The 18,465-nt window shown below is 57.3% G+C and carries 16 protein-coding genes; 10 read left to right on the top strand and 6 right to left on the bottom strand.

The annotated features are described in order from the left end of the window. Positions 1–202: 202 nt before the first annotated feature. The 3 genes from glyS to EDC54_RS13790 all read right to left on the bottom strand — a co-directional run bounded on the left by glyS (position 203) and on the right by EDC54_RS13790 (position 4,129). Positions 203–2,272 carry a glycine--tRNA ligase subunit beta gene (glyS, locus tag EDC54_RS13780; RefSeq protein ID WP_132457379.1) on the bottom strand — a complete coding sequence of 690 codons (2,070 nt, stop codon included), beginning with the start codon at positions 2,270–2,272 and terminating at the stop codon, positions 203–205. A gap of 9 nt (positions 2,273–2,281) precedes the next feature. Further along, on the bottom strand, positions 2,282–3,196 hold the full coding sequence (gene glyQ / locus EDC54_RS13785; protein ID WP_132457382.1) for a glycine--tRNA ligase subunit alpha: 915 nt from the start codon (positions 3,194–3,196) through the stop codon (positions 2,282–2,284). 126 nt (positions 3,197–3,322) lie between these two features. Continuing rightward, positions 3,323–4,129: a sulfite exporter TauE/SafE family protein gene (locus EDC54_RS13790; RefSeq protein WP_132457385.1), complete on the bottom strand. Its 807-nt coding sequence runs from the start codon at positions 4,127–4,129 to the stop codon at positions 3,323–3,325. Positions 4,130–4,337: 208 nt separating this feature from the next. Here EDC54_RS13790 and EDC54_RS13795 point away from each other — a divergent pair, with 208 nt between their 5' ends. From EDC54_RS13795 to EDC54_RS13835, 9 genes are all read left to right on the top strand, one after another. Beyond that, on the top strand, positions 4,338–4,901 hold the full coding sequence (locus EDC54_RS13795; RefSeq protein WP_132457388.1) for a DNA-3-methyladenine glycosylase I: 564 nt from the start codon (positions 4,338–4,340) through the stop codon (positions 4,899–4,901). Next, a complete protein-coding gene (locus tag EDC54_RS13800) occupies positions 4,898–5,341 on the top strand; it encodes an N-acetyltransferase (protein WP_132457391.1) in 444 nt (147 codons plus the stop codon). Before EDC54_RS13795 ends, EDC54_RS13800 begins: the two co-directional genes overlap by 4 nt. A 167-nt stretch (positions 5,342–5,508) precedes the next feature. Further along, positions 5,509–6,471 carry a glyoxylate/hydroxypyruvate reductase GhrB gene (gene ghrB / locus EDC54_RS13805; protein ID WP_132457394.1) on the top strand — a complete coding sequence of 321 codons (963 nt, stop codon included), beginning with the start codon at positions 5,509–5,511 and terminating at the stop codon, positions 6,469–6,471. Between the two features lie 303 nt (positions 6,472–6,774). Continuing rightward, positions 6,775–8,412, top strand: coding sequence for a TIGR04028 family ABC transporter substrate-binding protein (locus tag EDC54_RS13810; protein ID WP_132457397.1), 1,638 nt, complete (start codon positions 6,775–6,777; stop codon positions 8,410–8,412). Positions 8,413–8,444: 32 nt separating this feature from the next. Further along, entirely contained in the window at positions 8,445–9,389 is a 945-nt protein-coding gene (locus EDC54_RS13815; RefSeq protein WP_132457400.1) for an ABC transporter permease, read from the top strand. Next, positions 9,386–10,246: an ABC transporter permease gene (locus tag EDC54_RS13820; protein WP_132457403.1), complete on the top strand. Its 861-nt coding sequence runs from the start codon at positions 9,386–9,388 to the stop codon at positions 10,244–10,246. Before EDC54_RS13815 ends, EDC54_RS13820 begins: the two co-directional genes overlap by 4 nt. Further along, positions 10,243–11,916, top strand: coding sequence for a dipeptide ABC transporter ATP-binding protein (locus tag EDC54_RS13825; RefSeq protein ID WP_132457406.1), 1,674 nt, complete (start codon positions 10,243–10,245; stop codon positions 11,914–11,916). Before EDC54_RS13820 ends, EDC54_RS13825 begins: the two co-directional genes overlap by 4 nt. Positions 11,917–11,931: 15 nt before the next feature. Next, on the top strand, positions 11,932–12,966 hold the full coding sequence (locus EDC54_RS13830; protein WP_132457409.1) for a putative FMN-dependent luciferase-like monooxygenase: 1,035 nt from the start codon (positions 11,932–11,934) through the stop codon (positions 12,964–12,966). Next, positions 12,963–14,096, top strand: coding sequence for an alkylhydroperoxidase domain protein (locus EDC54_RS13835; protein WP_132457412.1), 1,134 nt, complete (start codon positions 12,963–12,965; stop codon positions 14,094–14,096). Before EDC54_RS13830 ends, EDC54_RS13835 begins: the two co-directional genes overlap by 4 nt. Positions 14,097–14,146: 50 nt before the next feature. Here the strand turns inward: EDC54_RS13835 and EDC54_RS13840 are convergent, their stop codons facing one another. The 3 genes from EDC54_RS13840 to EDC54_RS13850 all read right to left on the bottom strand — a co-directional run bounded on the left by EDC54_RS13840 (position 14,147) and on the right by EDC54_RS13850 (position 17,631). After that, the gene (locus tag EDC54_RS13840; protein ID WP_132457415.1) at positions 14,147–15,052 is read right to left on the bottom strand and encodes a siderophore-interacting protein; all 906 of its coding nucleotides are present in this window, start codon (positions 15,050–15,052) and stop codon (positions 14,147–14,149) included. Positions 15,053–15,309: 257 nt separating this feature from the next. Then, the gene (gene gorA / locus EDC54_RS13845) at positions 15,310–16,662 is read right to left on the bottom strand and encodes a glutathione-disulfide reductase (RefSeq protein WP_132457418.1); all 1,353 of its coding nucleotides are present in this window, start codon (positions 16,660–16,662) and stop codon (positions 15,310–15,312) included. Between the two features lie 126 nt (positions 16,663–16,788). Beyond that, positions 16,789–17,631 (bottom strand): 23S rRNA (adenine(2030)-N(6))-methyltransferase RlmJ, encoded by an 843-nt coding sequence (locus EDC54_RS13850; RefSeq protein ID WP_132457421.1) that lies wholly within the window; start codon positions 17,629–17,631, stop codon positions 16,789–16,791. A 297-nt stretch (positions 17,632–17,928) separates the two neighbouring features. On the opposite strand from EDC54_RS13850, the gene EDC54_RS13855 reads away from it, so the two are divergent. Then, entirely contained in the window at positions 17,929–18,222 is a 294-nt protein-coding gene (locus tag EDC54_RS13855) for a DUF2623 family protein (protein WP_132457424.1), read from the top strand. Positions 18,223–18,465 lie beyond the last annotated feature (243 nt).

Genomic DNA, 18,465 nt, shown 5'->3' on the forward strand with positions numbered 1-18,465 from the left:
GGGGATCGCCATTGCGCCATGTACACGCGTTTTTGGCAGACTTCATACGCGCAGCGCGAGTAGAACGCGTAGCCGAAGGCCACAGGCGTGCGTCGGGCCATGACCCAACGTCACCGCCGATAGACGTCGCTTCATATGAAAAGAAACGCCCCCGAACAGGGGAACCCTGCCGGGGGCGGAGATAACAATTATGCCCTTGCCGTTATTGCAGAACGGAAATATCCGCAACCTGCAAGAACAGCTCACGCAGTTGGCTCAGCAGCGTCAGACGGTTCACTCGCACCTGCTCATCTTCCGCCATCACCATCACCTGATCGAAGAACGCATCAACCGGCTCGCGCAGTGAGGCCAGCTCAACCAGCGCTTCCTGATAGCGACCTTCGGCAAACAGCGGCGTCAGCTTGTCACGCAGCACGACAAGGTGTGTCGCCAGCGTAATTTCCGCCGCATCTTTCAATACGGCAGCGTCGACGCTCTCGTTCAGCGTATCATTGGATTTCGCCAGAATGTTGGAAACGCGCTTGTTTGCCGCCGCCAGTGCCGACGCCGCGTCCAGCGAACGGAAATGACTCACCGCCTTCACCCGGGCATCGAAATCTGCCGGACGCGTCGGACGACGCGCCAAGACCGCCTGAATGGTATCCACACTATGGCCTTCTTCCTGATACCAGGCGCGGAAGCGACCAAGCATAAACTCAATCACGTCATCCACAACATTGGCGTTAGTCAGCTTAGTGCCATACAAACGCACGGCCTCGCTGGTCAGCGTCTGCAAATCCAGCGGCAGGCGTTTTTCAACGATAATACGCAGCACGCCGAGCGCGGCGCGGCGCAATGCAAACGGGTCTTTGTCGCCTTTCGGATGTTGACCGATACCGAAAATCCCTGCCAGCGTATCCATCTTGTCGGCAATCGCCAGCGCGCAAGCCACCGCAGAAGACGGCAATTCGTCACCCGCAAAGCGCGGCTGATACTGCTCATTCAGTGCAACGGCGACATCTTCCGCTTCGCCGTCGTGACGCGCATAGTGCATCCCCATCACGCCCTGCGTGTCGGTGAACTCGAACACCATGTTGGTCATCAGGTCGCATTTGGACAACAGACCGGCACGCGTCGCGTGATTCACATCCGCGCCAATCTGACTGGCAACCCAGCCGGCCAGCGCCTGAATACGGTCGGTTTTATCACGCAGCGTCCCCAACTGCTGCTGGAACAGAACGGTTTCCAGACGCGGCAGGTGATCTTCCAGACGTTTCTTGCGGTCGGTATTGAAGAAAAATTCGGCGTCAGCCAGACGCGGACGCACCACTTTTTCGTTACCGGAAATAATCTGCTGTGGATCCTTGGATTCGATATTGGCAACAAAGATGAAGTTCGGCAGCAAATTGCCGCTGTTGTCGTAAACCGGGAAATACTTCTGGTCACCTTTCATGGTGTAAACCAGCGCTTCGGACGGCACCGCAAGGAATTTTTCTTCAAACTTTGCGGTCAGCACGACCGGCCATTCCACCAGCGAGGTGACTTCCTCCAGCAGGCTGTCGCTCAGATCGGCCTTGCCGCCAATCTGGCGCGCGGCGCTTTCCGCATCGGCTTTGATCTTGGCTTTACGCGCCTCATAGTCGGCGACGACTTTACCGCGTTCCAGCAGAATATGCGGATACTGGTCAGCGTTATCGATCGTGAATTCAGCCTCGCCCATAAAACGGTGACCGCGGATCGTGCGCGCGGAATTGATGCCCAATACCTGACCGGGGATCAGTTCCTCACCCAGCAGCAAGGTGACGGTATGCACCGGACGGACGAACTGGGTTTCTTTATCGCTCCAGCGCATCAGTTTTGGGATCGGCAGCTTTGATAATGCGGTGCTTACCATACCCGCCAGCAGCGCCTGCGCCTGTTCGCCTTTGACGTGAGCACGGTACAGTAGCCACTCGCCTTTGTCCGTCGTCAAACGCTCGGCCTGTTCAACGGTAATGCCGCAGCCACGCGCCCAGCCTTCTGCCGCTTTGGTCGGCTTGCCGTCGGCATCAAACGCCTGAGCAATCGCCGGGCCGCGTTTTTCCACTTCACGATCGGGCTGGGAAGCGCTTAACCTTGCCACTTTCAGCGCCAGACGACGCGGCGCGGCAAACCAGCTCACCTCACCGTGCGCCAGATTGGCGGCATCCAATTCCGCCGTGAAATTGGCGGCAAAGGATTCTGCCAGATTACGGAGAGCCTTCGGCGGCAGCTCTTCCGTGCCGATTTCCACCAGAAAAGTCTTGTCAGTCATGGCTGCCTCTTAGCTCTCTTTCTTATTACACATCGGGAAGCCCAGCGCCTCACGCGAGGCATAATAGGCTTCCGCAACCGCTTTGGTCAGGGTACGGATACGCAGAATGTAACGCTGGCGCTCGGTCACCGAGATCGCTTTACGCGCATCCAACAGGTTAAAGCTATGCGCCGCTTTCAGAATGCGTTCATAAGCGGGCAAAGGCAGCGGTTTTTCCAGCGCCAGCAGGTGCTGCGCCTCTTTCTCATATTGCTCGAAACAGCTGAACAGGAAGTCGACGTCAGCATACTCAAAGTTATAGGTCGACTGTTCGACTTCGTTTTGATGGAACACATCGCCATAGGTGGTTTTACCCAGCGGGCCATCGCTCCAGACCAGATCGTACACGCTGTCGACGCCCTGAATATACATCGCCAGACGTTCCAGACCGTAAGTGATCTCTCCCGTGACAGGCTTACACTCCAGACCGCCCACCTGCTGGAAGTAGGTAAACTGCGTGACTTCCATACCGTTTAACCAGACTTCCCAACCCAGCCCCCAGGCGCCCAGCGTCGGGTTTTCCCAGTTATCTTCGACGAAGCGGATATCGTGAATGGTCGGGTCCATGCCCAGCGCTTTCAGCGAGCCGAGATACAGCTCCTGAATATTGTCCGGTGATGGCTTAATGACGACCTGAAACTGATAGTAGTGCTGTAAGCGGTTAGGGTTTTCGCCGTAGCGCCCATCCGTCGGACGTCGGGACGGCTGCACATAGGCGGTGGCCATCGGTTCTGGCCCCAGCGCCCGCAGGCAGGTCATCGGGTGTGAAGTGCCTGCGCCGACTTCCATGTCCAATGGTTGAACAATGGTGCAGCCCTGACGCGCCCAATAATCCTGTAATGTCAGGATCAGGCCCTGGAAGGTCTTGGTATCAAACTTTTGCATGTTGAATTCGCGCACGATACAAGTGGATTTATAAGGAATGCGCCAGTATACCCTCTGACCGCAAGATATACAGCCAGAATGCGGCAACAAGTGCAAATCCCCATCATCATCTTTCAAATTTCAAAATCAGCCTGAAAAAACGGTCTGCAACATCTTCAGACTCAGCAGCAACAGCAGCGCAGCAAAGGCTTTTTTCAGCGTGGCGACCGGCAGGCGATGTGCCAGACGCGCGCCGACAGGCGCGGTAAAAAAGCTGACGATGGAAATCAGGAGCACGGCGGGCAGAGAAACATATCCCACGCTGTAGTCAGGCAACCCCGCCGCCGACCAGCCGTTGATCATGTAGCCCAGCGCACCGGAAAGGGCAATCGGTAATCCCACCGCCGCCGACGTACCAATCGCCTGCTGGATGCGAACGTTACACCACGTCAGAAACGGCACGGTGAGCGACCCGCCGCCGATGGCCACCAGCGCCGAAATGCCGCCGATCACCAGTCCCGCCAGCGAAACGCCCGCCGTACCGGGCAAGTGACGCTGCGGTTTCGGTTTGATATTCAGCACCATTTGCAGCGAAACGTAGGCCATAAAGCAAGAAAAAAAGATTGCCAGCGCTCGCGTCGGCAACAGCGTCGCCAGCCAGGTGGCCGCGAATGTCCCGATCAGAATGGCGGGCGTAATTCTCACCACGACGGGCCAGAGCACCGCCTGATGTTGATGGTGAGTTCGCAGGCTGGAAATCGCCGTGATGACGATGGCCGCCATTGATGTCCCCAACGCCAGATGCACCAGATGCGCGTTATCTACGCCCTGCGCGGCAAACAGCGCCGTCAACACCGGCACCATAATTCCCCCGCCGCCAATCCCCAATAACCCCGCCATAAAGCCTACCACGGCACCCAGTGCCAGATAGGCTGCAATCCACTCTGCTGCCATTCCCTGTACCCCTTGTTCATTATTTTTGATCGTGGACAGCCAAGGCTGCCGGCAAAACATTATTCACAATTCCACGACGATTTTCCGCCCCATCCGCAAACAACCGTTCATATCTGAGAGCTCGCCCGCAAAACACTGGTTGCCTATACAGCACTATGAATGCGATTATCGCATTACCTTGTCATTCCCCTGAATTGAGGAGAAAGGAATGCGACGCTGCGGCTGGGTTACACAAGACACCTTATATCAGGATTACCACGATAACGAGTGGGGAAAACCCTGTACCGATAGCCAGAAGCTGTTTGAGTTACTGTGTCTGGAGGGCCAACAGGCCGGTCTTTCCTGGATCACCGTTCTGAAAAAACGCGAGCACTATCGTCGTTGCTTCCATCAGTTCAATCCTGTGCAAGTGGCGCAAATGACTCAGGATGACGTAGAGCGGCTGATGCAGGATAGCGGCATTATCCGCCATCGCGGGAAAATCGAGGCGATTATCGCCAATGCCAAAGCGTGGGTGGCGATGGAAAATCAGGGAGAGCCCTTCTCGCATTTCATCTGGTCTTTTGTCGGACACCAGCCGCTTCTCAATCATCCCGCCTCGCTCGCAGAGGTTCCAGCCAAAACGGACATTTCGGATGCCATGGCAAAAGCGCTGAAAAAACGCGGCTTCAAATTTATCGGTTCAACCATCTGTTATGCCTTCATGCAGGCGGGCGGACTGGTCAACGACCACGTCACCGACTGCTTTTGCCATCAGGAAAGCATGCCATGATCCGCCCTTATCGCAGCCGCGATCTTGCGCCGCTGATGCACCTCTGGCTAAAGAGCACCATTCTGGCGCATCCCTTTATTCGTGAAGATTACTGGCGGGAAAGTGAAGCGGAGGTGCGTGATGTCTATATCCCCCGGTCGCAAACCTGGGTTTATGAAGAACAAAAACGCCTTATCGGCTTTATCAGCGTGCTGGAAAAACGCTTTATCGGCGCGCTGTTTGTGGAGCAAGCCTATTATGGAAAGCAGATTGGCAAAGCGCTGATCCAGCATGTTCAGGTGCAGTTCCCCTTACTCAGTCTGGAAGTGTATCAGCAGAATACACGCGCCTGCCGGTTCTACCATAAGCAGGGTTTTGTCGCCGTAGAGGAAAATCTCAATCAGGATACTCAGGCTACGACTTTGATCATGCAGTGGGCCGCACCCGGATGTACGTTTTAAGCGCGGTTCCGAGCCATCGCTCATCACAGCCATCGTGCAAATACCCCATTAATCACCATTAACCTTGTGCAAATGCGGGGACGGTATCGCTTGCGGTCTCCCGCCGCCTACGCGATGATTCGATAAGCGATTTCGACATTCATTCCCTCAACTTGCTGGAGTTTGTGATGAAACCTAGCGTGATCTTATACAAAAAAATCCCTGACGACTTACGCGCTCGTTTAGACCGACACTTTGTCGTTACTGAACTTGATGACTTTCCTTCTGTTGACCATCCGGCTCTGGCAACGGCTGAGGGCATTTTGGGTTCCGGTGGTAAAGTCGATAAAGACTTCCTGCAACACGCACCGCGTTTGCGTGCGGCTTCCACCATTTCTGTTGGTTACGACAACTTTGACGTTAACGCATTGAACGAAAGGAAAGTGCTCCTGATGCACACCCCCACCGTGCTGACGGAAACCGTGGCGGATACGGTTCTGGCACTGATGCTGGCCAGCGCGCGTCGGGTTGTGGAAGTCGCCGAACGCGTTAAAGCAGGCGAATGGAAAGGTGGCGTTGACAGCGATTGGTTTGGTACAGACGTTCACCACAAAACCATCGGCATTCTGGGGATGGGTCGCATCGGTCTGGCCGTCGCACAACGCGCGCACTTTGGTTTCAGCATGCCGGTTCTGTATAACGCGCGCCGCCAGCACGCCGAAGCGGAAGAGCGCTTTAATGCCCGCTATTGCGATCTCGATACGCTATTGGCCGAGTCTGATTTCCTCTGCATCACCCTGCCGCTCACGGCGGAAACCCATCGTCTGATCGGGCGCGAACAGCTGGCAAAAATGAAATCCAGCGCCATTTTGATCAATATCGGTCGTGGCGCCGTCGTGGATGAAGACGCGCTGACGGAAGCATTAGTAAAAGGGACGATACAGGGCGCAGGTCTGGATGTGTTTGTCAAAGAGCCGTTACCCGTCGATTCCCCGCTGCTGGATTTACCCAACGTGGTGGCGCTGCCTCATATTGGTTCCGCCACGCACGAAACCCGTTACGGCATGGCCGCCTGCGCGGTCGACAACCTGGTCGCCGCCCTGAGTGGTCAGGTCAAAGAAAACTGCGTGAATCCGCAGGTTTTGCAATAGTCCTCAGGCAACCTTAGCGCTGCGATGATGCTTTCGCAGCGCTGCCCCCGTTTACGCGATAAACACGCCATCACACGCAAAACGTGGCGATTTCCCGCAAAAAACCGCGCTTTTCCCACCTGAAAACTGGATAACCAATGCCGGTTTTGTTCTTTGCTGTTTCCCACCGCCTATGGAAGTATCGGCGGTAACGAACGGTAACGTCCCCTCGCTGTATTCCCCGTTTCAGGACGTAATCGATACGCCGATTCACCTGACAAAACAGAATATTCATAAAAACCATTACCTGTAGGAACAACCATCGTGGCGACTTTTTTGCATCCTCATCAGAAACTCACTATTTTTGCCTCACTGCTCCTTCTGGGCGGTGCGCTGAGCGCACAGGCCGCGAACGACACGCCGAAAATCGGCGGTACGCTGGTTTATCTGGAACAGCAGGCGCACACCAATCTCTATACCCCCGCAGGCGGGTTTTACCCGAACGGCGGTATTCTCAACCAGATCACCGATAAGCTGACCTACCAGAACCCGGAAACGCTGGAGATCGAACCGTGGGTTGCCGAATCCTGGACCATCAATGCGGATAACACCGAATATACGTTCAGGATCCGCCCCGGTATCACCTTCTCTGACGGCACGCCGCTGGATGCCAACGCGGTAGCAAAAAATTTCGATACTTACGGTTTAGGCAATACGGCGCTCAACCAACCGGTTTCAGAGGTCATCAATAACTACCTGCGCAGTGAAGTCGTCGATCCGCTCACGGTCACGTTTTACTTTAAAAAACCGTCGCCGGGCTTCCTGCAAGGCACTTCGGCGATCGGTTCCGGTCTGGTGTCTCTCAGTACGCTTGGGCGCAATTTCAATCAGCTCGGTAATGCCAAAAACATTATTGGCTCCGGGCCGTTCGTGGTCAGCAGCGAGAAGCTGGGGCGAGAGCTAAAACTGACTGCCCGTAAAGATTACAACTGGGCGCCGGTGAAATCGAAGCATCAGGGGCGCGCCTATCTGGATGGCATTACCTATCTGGTCACCCCGGAAGACAGCGTGCGTATTGGCGCATTGCTCTCCGGTCAGGCGGATTTCATTCGTCAGATCCAGGCCTATGATGAAAAACGGGTGCAAGCTCAGGGTTTCAATCTTTATGCCCCACCCACACGAGGCGTGAATAACAGCATCGTTTTTCGTCCGGATAATCCACTGGTTGCCGATATCCGCGTGCGCAAAGCACTGCTGCACGCCACCAACACCAAAGAGATTGTTGAGACGTTGTTCTCTGCAAACTACCCGCAGGCCACCTCCCCGCTGGCGAAAACCGCCGCTGGCTATGTCGACCTCTCCAGTAAGCTTACCTTCGATCCCGCTCAGGCCAACCGGCTGTTAGATGAAGCGGGTTGGAAAACCGGTTCGCAGGGATTACGGCAAAAGGACGGCAAAACGCTGGCGCTGACCGCGTATGAATCGCTGCCGCAGCCGCAGAACAAAGAAACCTTACAGTTGGTCTCTCAACAGTGGGCCAAAGTCGGCGTGAAGCTGAACGTGCTGGCGGGCGATGCGGGCAGCAAAACCGTGGATAGCCTCGATCCACTGAAAACCGGCGTGGCGCCGGCGATGGTCGGCCGCGCCGACCCGGACGTGCTGAAAAGCCAGTATTATCCGACGCTACGTAACGTCCTGCTGCAAAAAGGCGGATCCAGCGACAAGGTGAAGGATTTTGTTGATCCGCATCTGAATGCGCTGCTGGATGGCATCGCCGCTGAAACCGACCGCAGCAAGCGGCTGGCGCTGGTCGGAGAGGTACAGAACTACCTGATCGATCAAGCCTACGTCATTCCTATTTTTGAAGAGCCGCAGGTGTTTGCCGGCGCCCCCACGACCAAAGGCATCGCGTTTGAAGCCGTTGGGCGCCCCAGCTTTTACAACACCTGGCTGGATAAGTAACGAAGCGTTAAAGCTAGCGTGAGGAGATCATCATGAACCGATATCTGGCACTCCGCATCGGTCAGGCGCTGCTCGTCCTGTGGGCGGCATTTACCCTGTCGTTTATCCTGCTTCAGGCAATGCCGGGCGATGCCGTACTGATCAAGTTCCAAAACCCGGAGCTCGGCCTGAGCGCCGAGCAGATCGCACAGCTGCGTCTGGCCTACGGCGCCGATACGCCGGTAATCACGCAATACTTCCATGCAATAGGCCAGATACTGCGCGGCGATCTCGGCCTCTCTCTTCAGGCTGGCGTGCCGGTGACCGAACTGATCGCGGCGAATTTGCCACCTACGCTGCTGCTCGCGGTGCTGGGTTTTATTGCCGCCGGGGCGCTGGCGTTTGCTCTCGCGTTTTTATCGACGCTCATGCCGTTTAGGTGGCTGCGAAACGCGTTGCAATCACTGCCAGCGCTGTTTATTTCCGTGCCGACCTTTTGGCTCGGCATCGTACTGATTCAGATTTTCTCTTTCCGTCTGGGGCTGATTCCGGTGATTAACCCCGGTGAATGGGAAGGGCTGATTTTACCGGTGCTCACACTGGCGCTGCCGATCTCCGCTCCGCTTGCTCAGGTGCTGATGCGCAGCATCGATCAGGTGCAAACCCAACCGTTTGTCGCCGTCGCCCGTGCGAAAGGGGCCAGCCGCATCGGCGTGCTCTGGCGGCATATCGCCCGTAACGCCATGCTGCCCACGCTGACCATCGCCGGCCTGCTGTTCGGGGAACTGATTGCCGGGGCGCTGATTACCGAAACCGTATTTGGCCGCAATGGACTCGGCCAGCTGACGCAGGAAGCCGTGAACTCTCAGGACAGCAGCGTGTTGCAAGCCATCGTGCTGATTTCCGCCGCCGCCTTTGTTGTCGTCAATCTCGCTGTCGATCTGCTCTATCCCCTTCTCGATCCGCGCCTGAAAAGAACGCCAGGAGCCACGTTATGACTACGTTACCGTTGGAAAAAATCACCTTTCCTCTTCTGCGCAAACGACGCTCTCTGCGCCGCTACGCCTTTCAGCCGGGGCTGGCGCTGGCCTGGCTGGTGATGCTGACCGTCGCGCTCTGGGCGCTGTTTCCCGGCTGGTTTACCGGCTACAGCCCGACGGAAGGCATCGCGGGCGCGCAGCGGCTGGCGCCTGACGCCGACTACTGGCTCGGCACCGACCAACTGGGGCGTGACCTCTATGCGCGTATCGTTTACGGCGCGGCGCACTCGCTTTCCGGCGCCGTTATCGCCGTCGGGCTGGGTCTGGTCCTTGGCAGCCTGTTTGGCCTATTGGCGGGCGCGATTGGCGGCTGGCTCGATAGCGTCGTGATGCGCAGTATTGATGTACTGCTGGCCATCCCCGGTCTGCTGCTGGCGCTGAGCGTCATCATCCTGCTGGGATTCGGCACAGTTAACGCCGCGATTGCCGTGGGCGTCACCTCCGTCGCCAGTTTTACCCGTCTGGTGCGTTCAGAAGTGCTGCGCGTGCGCCACAGCGAATATGTCGAAGCCGCCTATGGCAGCGGCGGCACCTTCTTCAGCGTGCTGTGGCGGCACATTCTGCCGAATTCATTAACCACCGTTTTCGCCTTCGCCGCCCTGCAATTCGGCAGCGCGATCCTGGCCATCTCCACGCTGAGTTTCCTCGGCTATGGCGCGCCGCCGCCCACGCCGGAATGGGGCCTGCTGATAGCCGAAGGCCGCAACTACATCGCAACCGCATGGTGGCTCACCACCTTCCCCGGTCTGGTCGTCGTATTCGTTGTGCTGTCCGCCAACCGCATCAGCCAGTCGATGAGGGGGACGGAACGATGAGCCTGTCAGCCCGCTTACAAGCCAGCGCCGCCGAGCCCGTACTGGCGCTGGAAAACGTGACGATTGCCTACCGCAGCGACGATCGCGAGCAAACCGTCGTCGAAAACGTCTCGTTTCACATTCAGCCCGGCGAAGTGGTGGCGCTGGTGGGGGAATCCGGTTCAGGCAAGACCACCACCGCGCAGGCCGTCATCGGTTTGCTGGCTGAGAACGGCAGGTTAACGCGCGGCGCTATCCGGTTGAACGGCGTGGATATCAGCGGCTGGTCGCAAAAGCGGCTGGACAGCGTGCGCGGCGCGCAGGTAAGCCTGATCCCTCAGGATCCCACCAGTTCCCTGAATCCGGTGCAGACCATCGGCGAACAGGTGGACGAGATTCTGCGGATTCACCTGCGGGAAGATCGCCAGACCACGCGTCAGAAAACGCTGGCCCTGCTGGAACGCGTTGGCCTGAATCAGCCCGAATTACGGGCGAAGCAGTATCCACATGAGCTGTCCGGCGGTATGAAACAGCGCGTCCTGATCGCCATTGCGATTGCGCTGAAACCCGCGCTGATTATTGCCGATGAGCCCACCAGCGCGCTGGATGTCACCGTGCAGAAACGCATTCTCGACCTGCTCGATGAACTGCGACGCGAAAACGGCACGGCGGTGCTGTTTGTCACGCACGATCTGGGCGTAGCGGCCGAGCGAGCCGATCGTCTGTTGGTTTTCCAGAACGGCGACATTCAGGAGCAAGGCCCAACGCTTGAGGTGCTCAGCGCGCCCTCAAGCCACTATGCCCGCACGCTGCTGGCAAACGTGCCGTCGCTCAACCCCACCCCGCGTCCACCGCGCAGTCCTGCGTCCGATATCATCGTCTCGGTCGAAAATCTGGTGCAGACTTTTCCCCTGTCGGGCCGAAAAGGGGAACATTTTCGTGCCGTGGATGACGTCTCTTTCCGCGTGGCACGCGGCACCACGCATGCGATTGTCGGCGAATCCGGCTCCGGCAAAACCACCACGGCCCGCAGCCTGCTCGGGTTTCATCACCCCAGCGCCGGACGCATTCTGATCGACGGCACCGATATCACTCACCTGAAAGGCGAAGCGCTACGACAGTTCCGGCAGAAAATTCAGCTGGTCTATCAAAACCCCTTTGGTTCACTCGATCCCTCACAGCGGTTATACGACATCGTCGAGGAACCGCTGCGCAATTTTAATCGCCATACCGCCGTGCAGCGGGAGCGGAAAATTCATGAGATGTTCGAGCGCGTCGCCCTGCCGATAGCCCTTCTGTCACGCAAGCCGCGTGAACTGTCCGGCGGCCAACGCCAACGTGTCGCCATCGCCCGCGCGCTGGTACTGGAACCGCAGGTGCTGGTGCTGGACGAGGCCGTTTCCGCGCTGGATGTCACCGTGCAGGCGCAGATCCTGCGTTTGCTCACCGAGCTACAGGCATCGCTCGGGCTGACATACCTGTTCATTTCGCACGATTTGGCGGTAGTGCGCCAAATCGCCGACACCGTGTCCGTGCTGTACCACGGCAAGCAGCTTGAATCCGGCCCGGTGGAGCAGATCTTCGCCCAGCCCGAACATCGCTACACCCGTGAACTGATCGAGGCCATCCCCGGGCAGCAACACCCGGCTTTTGCCCGCTCGCACCACGCTCAAATTCACAATTCGCACTAAACCAAGGACTGTAGAATGACAACGAAACGGCTGGGATTTTTCACGCGATTGCTGGATGACACATCCACCCGGCAGCGCTATCGGCTGGCGACGGAACAGATCGTCAAAGCCGAACAATTAGGCTTCGACAGCGCCTGGGTTGCGCAGCACCACTTTCACGCTGATGAAGGCGGGCTGCCTTCACCGCTGGTGTTTCTGGCGCTGGTCGCCGCCCGCACTCAGCGCATCCAACTCGGCACCGGTGTGATTACACTGCCGATGGAGGAGCCACTGCGCGTAGCGGAAGACACCGCCGTGCTCGATTTACTCAGCAACGGCAGGCTTGAAGTCGGCGTGGGTTCCGGCGGCACGCCGTCCTCCTTTGCCGCATTCGGTCATGACAGCGCGCAGCGCGGGCAAATCCTCGGGCGTCATCTGGCAAAGCTGCGTGCGGCCTGGCGGGGAGAAGCCCTGAGCGAAGACGGCAATCAGCTCTATCCCGCCGCTCCGCATTTGGATAAGCGCGTCTGGCAGGCCACATTTTCCATCGAAGGCGCGGAGCGAGCCGGTAAAGCGGGCGATGGTCTGATGCTCTCCCGTACCCAGCCGCGCCCGGAGCACTTCCCAGACGCCACGCTCGCCGATCTGCAAAACCCGATGATCGACGCCTACTTAGCCGCGCTGCCCGCGGGCGTCGCACCACGTATCCTCAGCTCGCGCAGCGTTTTCGTGGCTGACGATCGTCAATTAGCGCTGAGTCTGGCGGAGAAAGGGCTGACGCGTTCTTCCGCCCGTTCCGGCACGTTCCGCGCGATCCCTCACGACTCGGTAGCGGCGCTGATCGCCTCCTTCGATAGTCATGTCGGCACCGTGCAGGACGTCATCGCCTCTCTTCAGGCGGACAGTTCGCTGGAACGCGCGACCGATGTGACGTTTCAGGTGCACTCTATCGATCCGCCGCACGCGCTGATTCTTCGCTCGCTTGAGCTGATCGCCACACAGGTGGCTCCCGCTTTGGGCTGGAAGCCCGCCGTCAAACAAACAAGCCCGATCGGGCAGGAGATTGCATGACGCACGCTAACACGTTACACACCCCTGACGTACTGGATACGCTGGCCGAAATCCGCCCGGATTCCGCTCTCGCCGCCGCGCGAAAAACCCGTGAGGCGGCAACCCGCCACACGCAAGGCAGCTACGACGCGCTGTTTAACGCCGCCGCACATGACGATGCAACACTGCCGCTATCGCTGCGCTTCTGGTTTGCGACCAAAATCAGCGGCTGGCAGCAGGATGAGCAATTGCAGCGTTTTTATGCCGAGCGATTGGCGGACTTCCCGGAACCCACCCTGACGCCAGCGCGACAACTCGCGCTGGATCACGCTGAACGGCTGACGAAAACGCCCGTGCAAGCCTCGGCGTCCCACGTCAACGCGCTGGAGCAGGCGGGCTGGTCGGCAGACGATATCGTGACGCTCTCGCAGCTTATCGCGTTTGTGAATTTTCAAAGTCGCTTGCTGCGGGGCTATCGCCTGATTGCCGGCCATCGCGTCAGCCAGCCGCATTCGCAGGCCGCCGTCGCGGGTCAGTGGCATACTCAACCGCAGACGCACAGCGGCAAGTCTGCGCCGCAGGCGTTCACTCAGGCAGAGTTGGGCTGGGAACCGTGGCTCGCCCCCAAACCGTTGGCCGCATTCAATGCGGATGAGCAGGCGATTCTGGCGCGTTTCGGCCACACCGATTCCGACTATTTCCGTCTGCTCGCCCGCAACCTTCCGGTACTGGAACAGCGCACGCTGACAGATAAAGGGATTTTCTATACCGCCGGCGGCCTGCCGCGCAAAGAACGCGAACTGATTGCCGCCGTCACCAGCAAGGTCAATGGCTGCATCTACTGCGCTTCAGTACATGCACGTAAAGCCAGCCAGCTCTCCAAGCAGGACAACGACGTGCAACGGCTGCTGGATGTCGTTCCCGGCGGTGATTTAGGCATCGGCCAAAGCCCGCGCTGGCAGGCGATTATCGATTTTTCTGCCCGCCTTTCCGTCACGCCCGCGCAGGTCAACGCAAACGACCTGAAGCAGTTGCAGGAACAGGGGTTAGATACGCTGGAGATCGTCGATGTGGTGCAGTCAGCCGCTTTCTTCTCATGGGCCAACCGATTGATGCTGACGCTAGGAGAACCCTTCTGGCCGGCGCATTAATCCCCAAGCGGTCTGTTTTTTAGTGAACAGACCGCGACTCCCGACGTTTTTTAGCGATGCGACCAGTAAGCCATAAAATTGATCGTTTCTTTATCAAGGTGGCGCTCGTCGAGCAGATAGCGACGCAGCCGCTTGATGGCGGACGATTCCCCCGCCGCCCAGCCGTAAAACGGACGATGTGCCGTCGCGCGTTCCCACAGTAGCTCGCCTTCCGGCATTTCCCCGACGGTTTCATCGCGGTGGGTACAGGCGCTGGCGGGGATCTTCGCAGCCTGCCGCACCGCCGCCAGCAGGCGTTCGCCCCATACCGTGCTGCCGGTTTCCTCACGCGGCAACCAGTTAATCTGCGCAAAAGGAAAGTCGGCGGTAGTCACGCAGTCGGCTATTTTCGGCACTTCAAAAAACGCCTGCACCGACGGCGGAGAAGGCTGGGTCGCCAGCTGTTCGAGGATCCCCATCGCCGCCGGCAGCGCCGTTTCATCCGCGATCAGCAACACCTGTTCAACGCCATCGTGCGGCGCCCATTCATAGCCGCCGCTGTCGCCATCGGCGTCCGCATTCGGGGCGACAATCTGTAGCGCATCCCCCGGTTTGGCATGACTTGCCCAGCTTGAGGCTGGCCCGGTATCGCCGTGCAGCACAAAATCGATGGCCGCCTGCTGTGACTCGCGTGAGACGAGGCGCAGCGTATAAGTGCGCAGAATTGGACGCCGCTCGCGCGGCAGCGCCAGATAATCCTGATACCAGGTGTCGCTCACGGCCATCGGCGTCAGTTCGCCGTGCTCATTGGCAAACAGCAGCTTGATGCGCTGATCCGGCGCGTCCAGTTTCATCTGGCGCACTTCCGGGCCCGTGAAGACACAGCGAACGAGTGAAGGCGAAAGCAACGCCTTGCTTTCTAAGCGTAAATTGAACAACCGATAGGCTGAAGACGTTGTGCGGTTAGCTAAAGACATAGTGGGAAAGCCGGTATGTTGGTAAGAAAAAAGTCAGTCAGCGGGATAAATCCCCCGGTACGCAACTTACCATAAATAAAACACTAACGATAATCATTATCACCATTCGCGGTGGTGCGGTGATAAACCCGGCATTTTCTTCATCGCGTGACCATAAAGCGTTCGGTGCGGACATAAAAAATGCCGGCCAAATAGTTCACTATTCAACCAGCCTGTTTTCATTTCCAGAAAAGCAGCAGCACCACTTCCCTACCTTATTACCGCATCGTCACAAACTCTTCCGCAGCCGTCGGGTGGATGGCGACGGTGTTGTCGAAGTCTTTCTTGGTCGCGCCCATTTTGACGGCGACCGCAAAACCCTGCAGCATTTCGTCCATACCAAACCCTATGCCGTGGATGCCGACGATTTTTTCCTCTTTCCCCACGCAGACCAGCTTCATGCGGCACGGCTGACGATGCTGTGTGACGGCGGTGTACATCGCGGTGAAGGCGGATTGATACACTTTCACCCAATCGTCGCCGTACTGCTCACGCGCCTGCGGTTCGGTCAGCCCGACGGTGCCAATCGGCGGGTGGCTGAAGACAACGGTCGGGATGTTGCTGTAGTCCAGATGCTCGTCCGGCTTGTTGTTAAACAGACGTTCGGACAGACGACGCCCTGCCGCGACGGCAACCGGCGTGAGCTCGACAGCCCCGGTGTTATCGCCTACCGCGTAAATGCCAGGAACGTTGGTATTCTGGAATTTATCGACGTTGATGTAGCCTTTGTCGTTCAGCGCCACGCCGGTGACGCTCAGGTTCAGGTTATCCGTCGCGGGTTCGCGACCAATCGCCCAAATCAGGCAATCGACAGTTTGTGACCGACCGTTTTCCAGTTCCAGCGTCAGGCTGCCATCCGCGTTCTTCACTACCGCTTTCGGAATCGATTCGGTATGCAGCGTCGGCCCTTCGGTGTTCATCACTTCCAGCAACGTATCGACAATCAGCGGATCAAAGCTGCGCAGCGGCGCATGTTTACGCACAAACAGATGGGTTTCAGAACCCAGCGCGTTCAGCACGCCGGCAATCTCTACCGCGATATAACCGGCACCGACGATAGCGGTACGCTTCGGCAACGCATCCAGTTCAAAGAAGCCATCGGAATCAATACCGTATTCCGCGCCGGGAATATCCGGGTGCACCGGACGGCCGCCCGTCGCAATCAGGATGTGGTCAGCCGTCATTTTCTCGCCGTTGACTTCCACCGTATGCGCATCGACAAAGCGCGCAAAACCGTGGATGACATCGACCTTATTCTTACCCAGCACGTTGTCATAGGACTGGTGAATGCGATCGATGTAGGCGCTACGGTTCTTGACCAGCGTACCCCAGTTAAACGCGTTCACCGTGGTATCGAATCCATAATCCGGCCCGTACTGATGGATCGCTTCGGCAATCTGCGCCGCATGCCACATCACTTTCTTCGGCACGCAGCCGACATTGACGCAGGTGCCGCCCAGATATTTTGCTTCGATCAACGCACATTTTTGTCCATACATCGCCGCGCGGTTGATAGACGCGATACCGCCGCTGCCGCCACCAATAGCAAGGTAGTCATAGTGTTTGGTCATCAGGTTACCCATGCTTAAGTGAATAAAATTTGCCTAGAGTGTAACGCCGGAGCCATACGCCCCATAAAGGTTACGCCTATGGTTTCAATCGGGAAAATCGATCGTCTCCACTTAAAAACCCTGGTATTACTCCGGTACGCGCTGTTCCACCAGCGTATGTCCGGTCCCTTCCGGCACCAGCGTTTGATGCAGCCACGGCAGAACGCGCTTCATTTGCGCGGCCAGTTTCCACGGCGGATTAATGACGATCATGCCTGACGCCGTCATCCCATGCCGATCGCTGTCCGGCAGCACCGCCAGCTCGATTTGCAAAATATTGCGAATGCCGGTGGCCTCCAGCTCTTTCAATAGGCGCTTGATGTGCTGACGCAACACCACCGGATACCACAGCGCAAACACGCCGGTGGCAAAACGTTTATGCCCTTCCTGAATGCCTTTCACGACGGCCTGATAGTCCGTTTTTAGCTCATAGGGCGGGTCGATCAACACAAAACCCCGGCGTGAAAGCGGTGGTAGCTGTGATTTCAACTGCTGATAGCCATCCTCACGCTGAACGCGCGCACGCGCATCTTTCTGGAACTCGCTGCGCAATAACGGGAAATCGCTGGGGTGCAGTTCAGTCAGGTGAATCTTGTCCTGCTCACGCAGCAGTTGGCGGGCAATCAGCGGAGAACCGGGGTAATAGCGCAACTGGCCGTTATGATTATAGGTGCGCACCGCCTGCATGTAAGGTTCAAGCTCAGGCGGCAAGTCATCACGCTGCCAGATTTTCGCGATGCCATCCAGATACTCGCCGGTGCGCTCGGCGTGTTCACCGCTGAGCTGATAGCGACCAGCCCCCGCATGGGTGTCGAGATACAGGAAAGGTTTTTCTTTCTCTTTCAAGGCGGTAATGATCAGGCTCTGAACGGTATGTTTCAGCACGTCGGCGTGATTGCCGGCATGGAAACTGTGGCGGTAACTTAGCATGCTTACTTTCCGGTGAAGTTTTATAAATAACGTCGATTAACCGACAGTATAACTGTCTACGACAGAAAATATCCCATCAATCCCGCCACGGCGTTTTTTGTCACGGCGACACAGTCCAGCTAGAAAGCACACCGCCCCAGTTAATACCCTTCAACAGCCCCACCTTTCTGCAAGCAGAACGAATATGCCGGCACTACGCGTGCGCGCAGCAGAGCAGGAAAATTTTCTATTCGCTCTGGTGGGTGAAAAACAATCGTTATATTATTTTTTATATATCGAAAATCCAAGGAGCGTTATATGGAAAACCACTTTGAGCGGGGTGTCATCGCCGGATTAAGGGCCGCCAGCCCAAAATCAACTTCCGACATTCGGCCTTATTGTTATGACTATCGACGTGGCTATATCTGCGGTTATGCTCACCATCTGGTGGAAACCAAAGGCGATCGCCAGCATGCGGCCTTTGAAGCGGGGCTGTTGTCGCGCCGATACGGGCTGGAGCGGGAACGCGTTGCAGAGTTCTTTATCGAACAAGGCAACCCGTATGCAATTCGTTTTTTTTATGCTGGCTATGACGCACAGTTAGCGTGCTAACTTTATTCCAGCCAGCAATACGCAGGGCGTTATCCCTGGCTATCGTTCACCCCGCTGGCTGGACAAAAATGCCCGAACGATAACGCTCAGGGAACAGGCGGCGCTGACTCTCTCGCCCAAACGCACCTTTAACCACGAGCAACGCCGCTTCCCCCATTGATTTTCACGCCGCTTGACCTCATCTTAAAGAATTATCTTCAGTTGATATCCGCCTTGCCGGTTTCTCAGCAAGAGTTTCCACTT

It is taken from the genome of Samsonia erythrinae, assembly GCF_004342665.1.
Classification (GTDB): Bacteria; Pseudomonadota; Gammaproteobacteria; order Enterobacterales; family Enterobacteriaceae; genus Samsonia; species Samsonia erythrinae.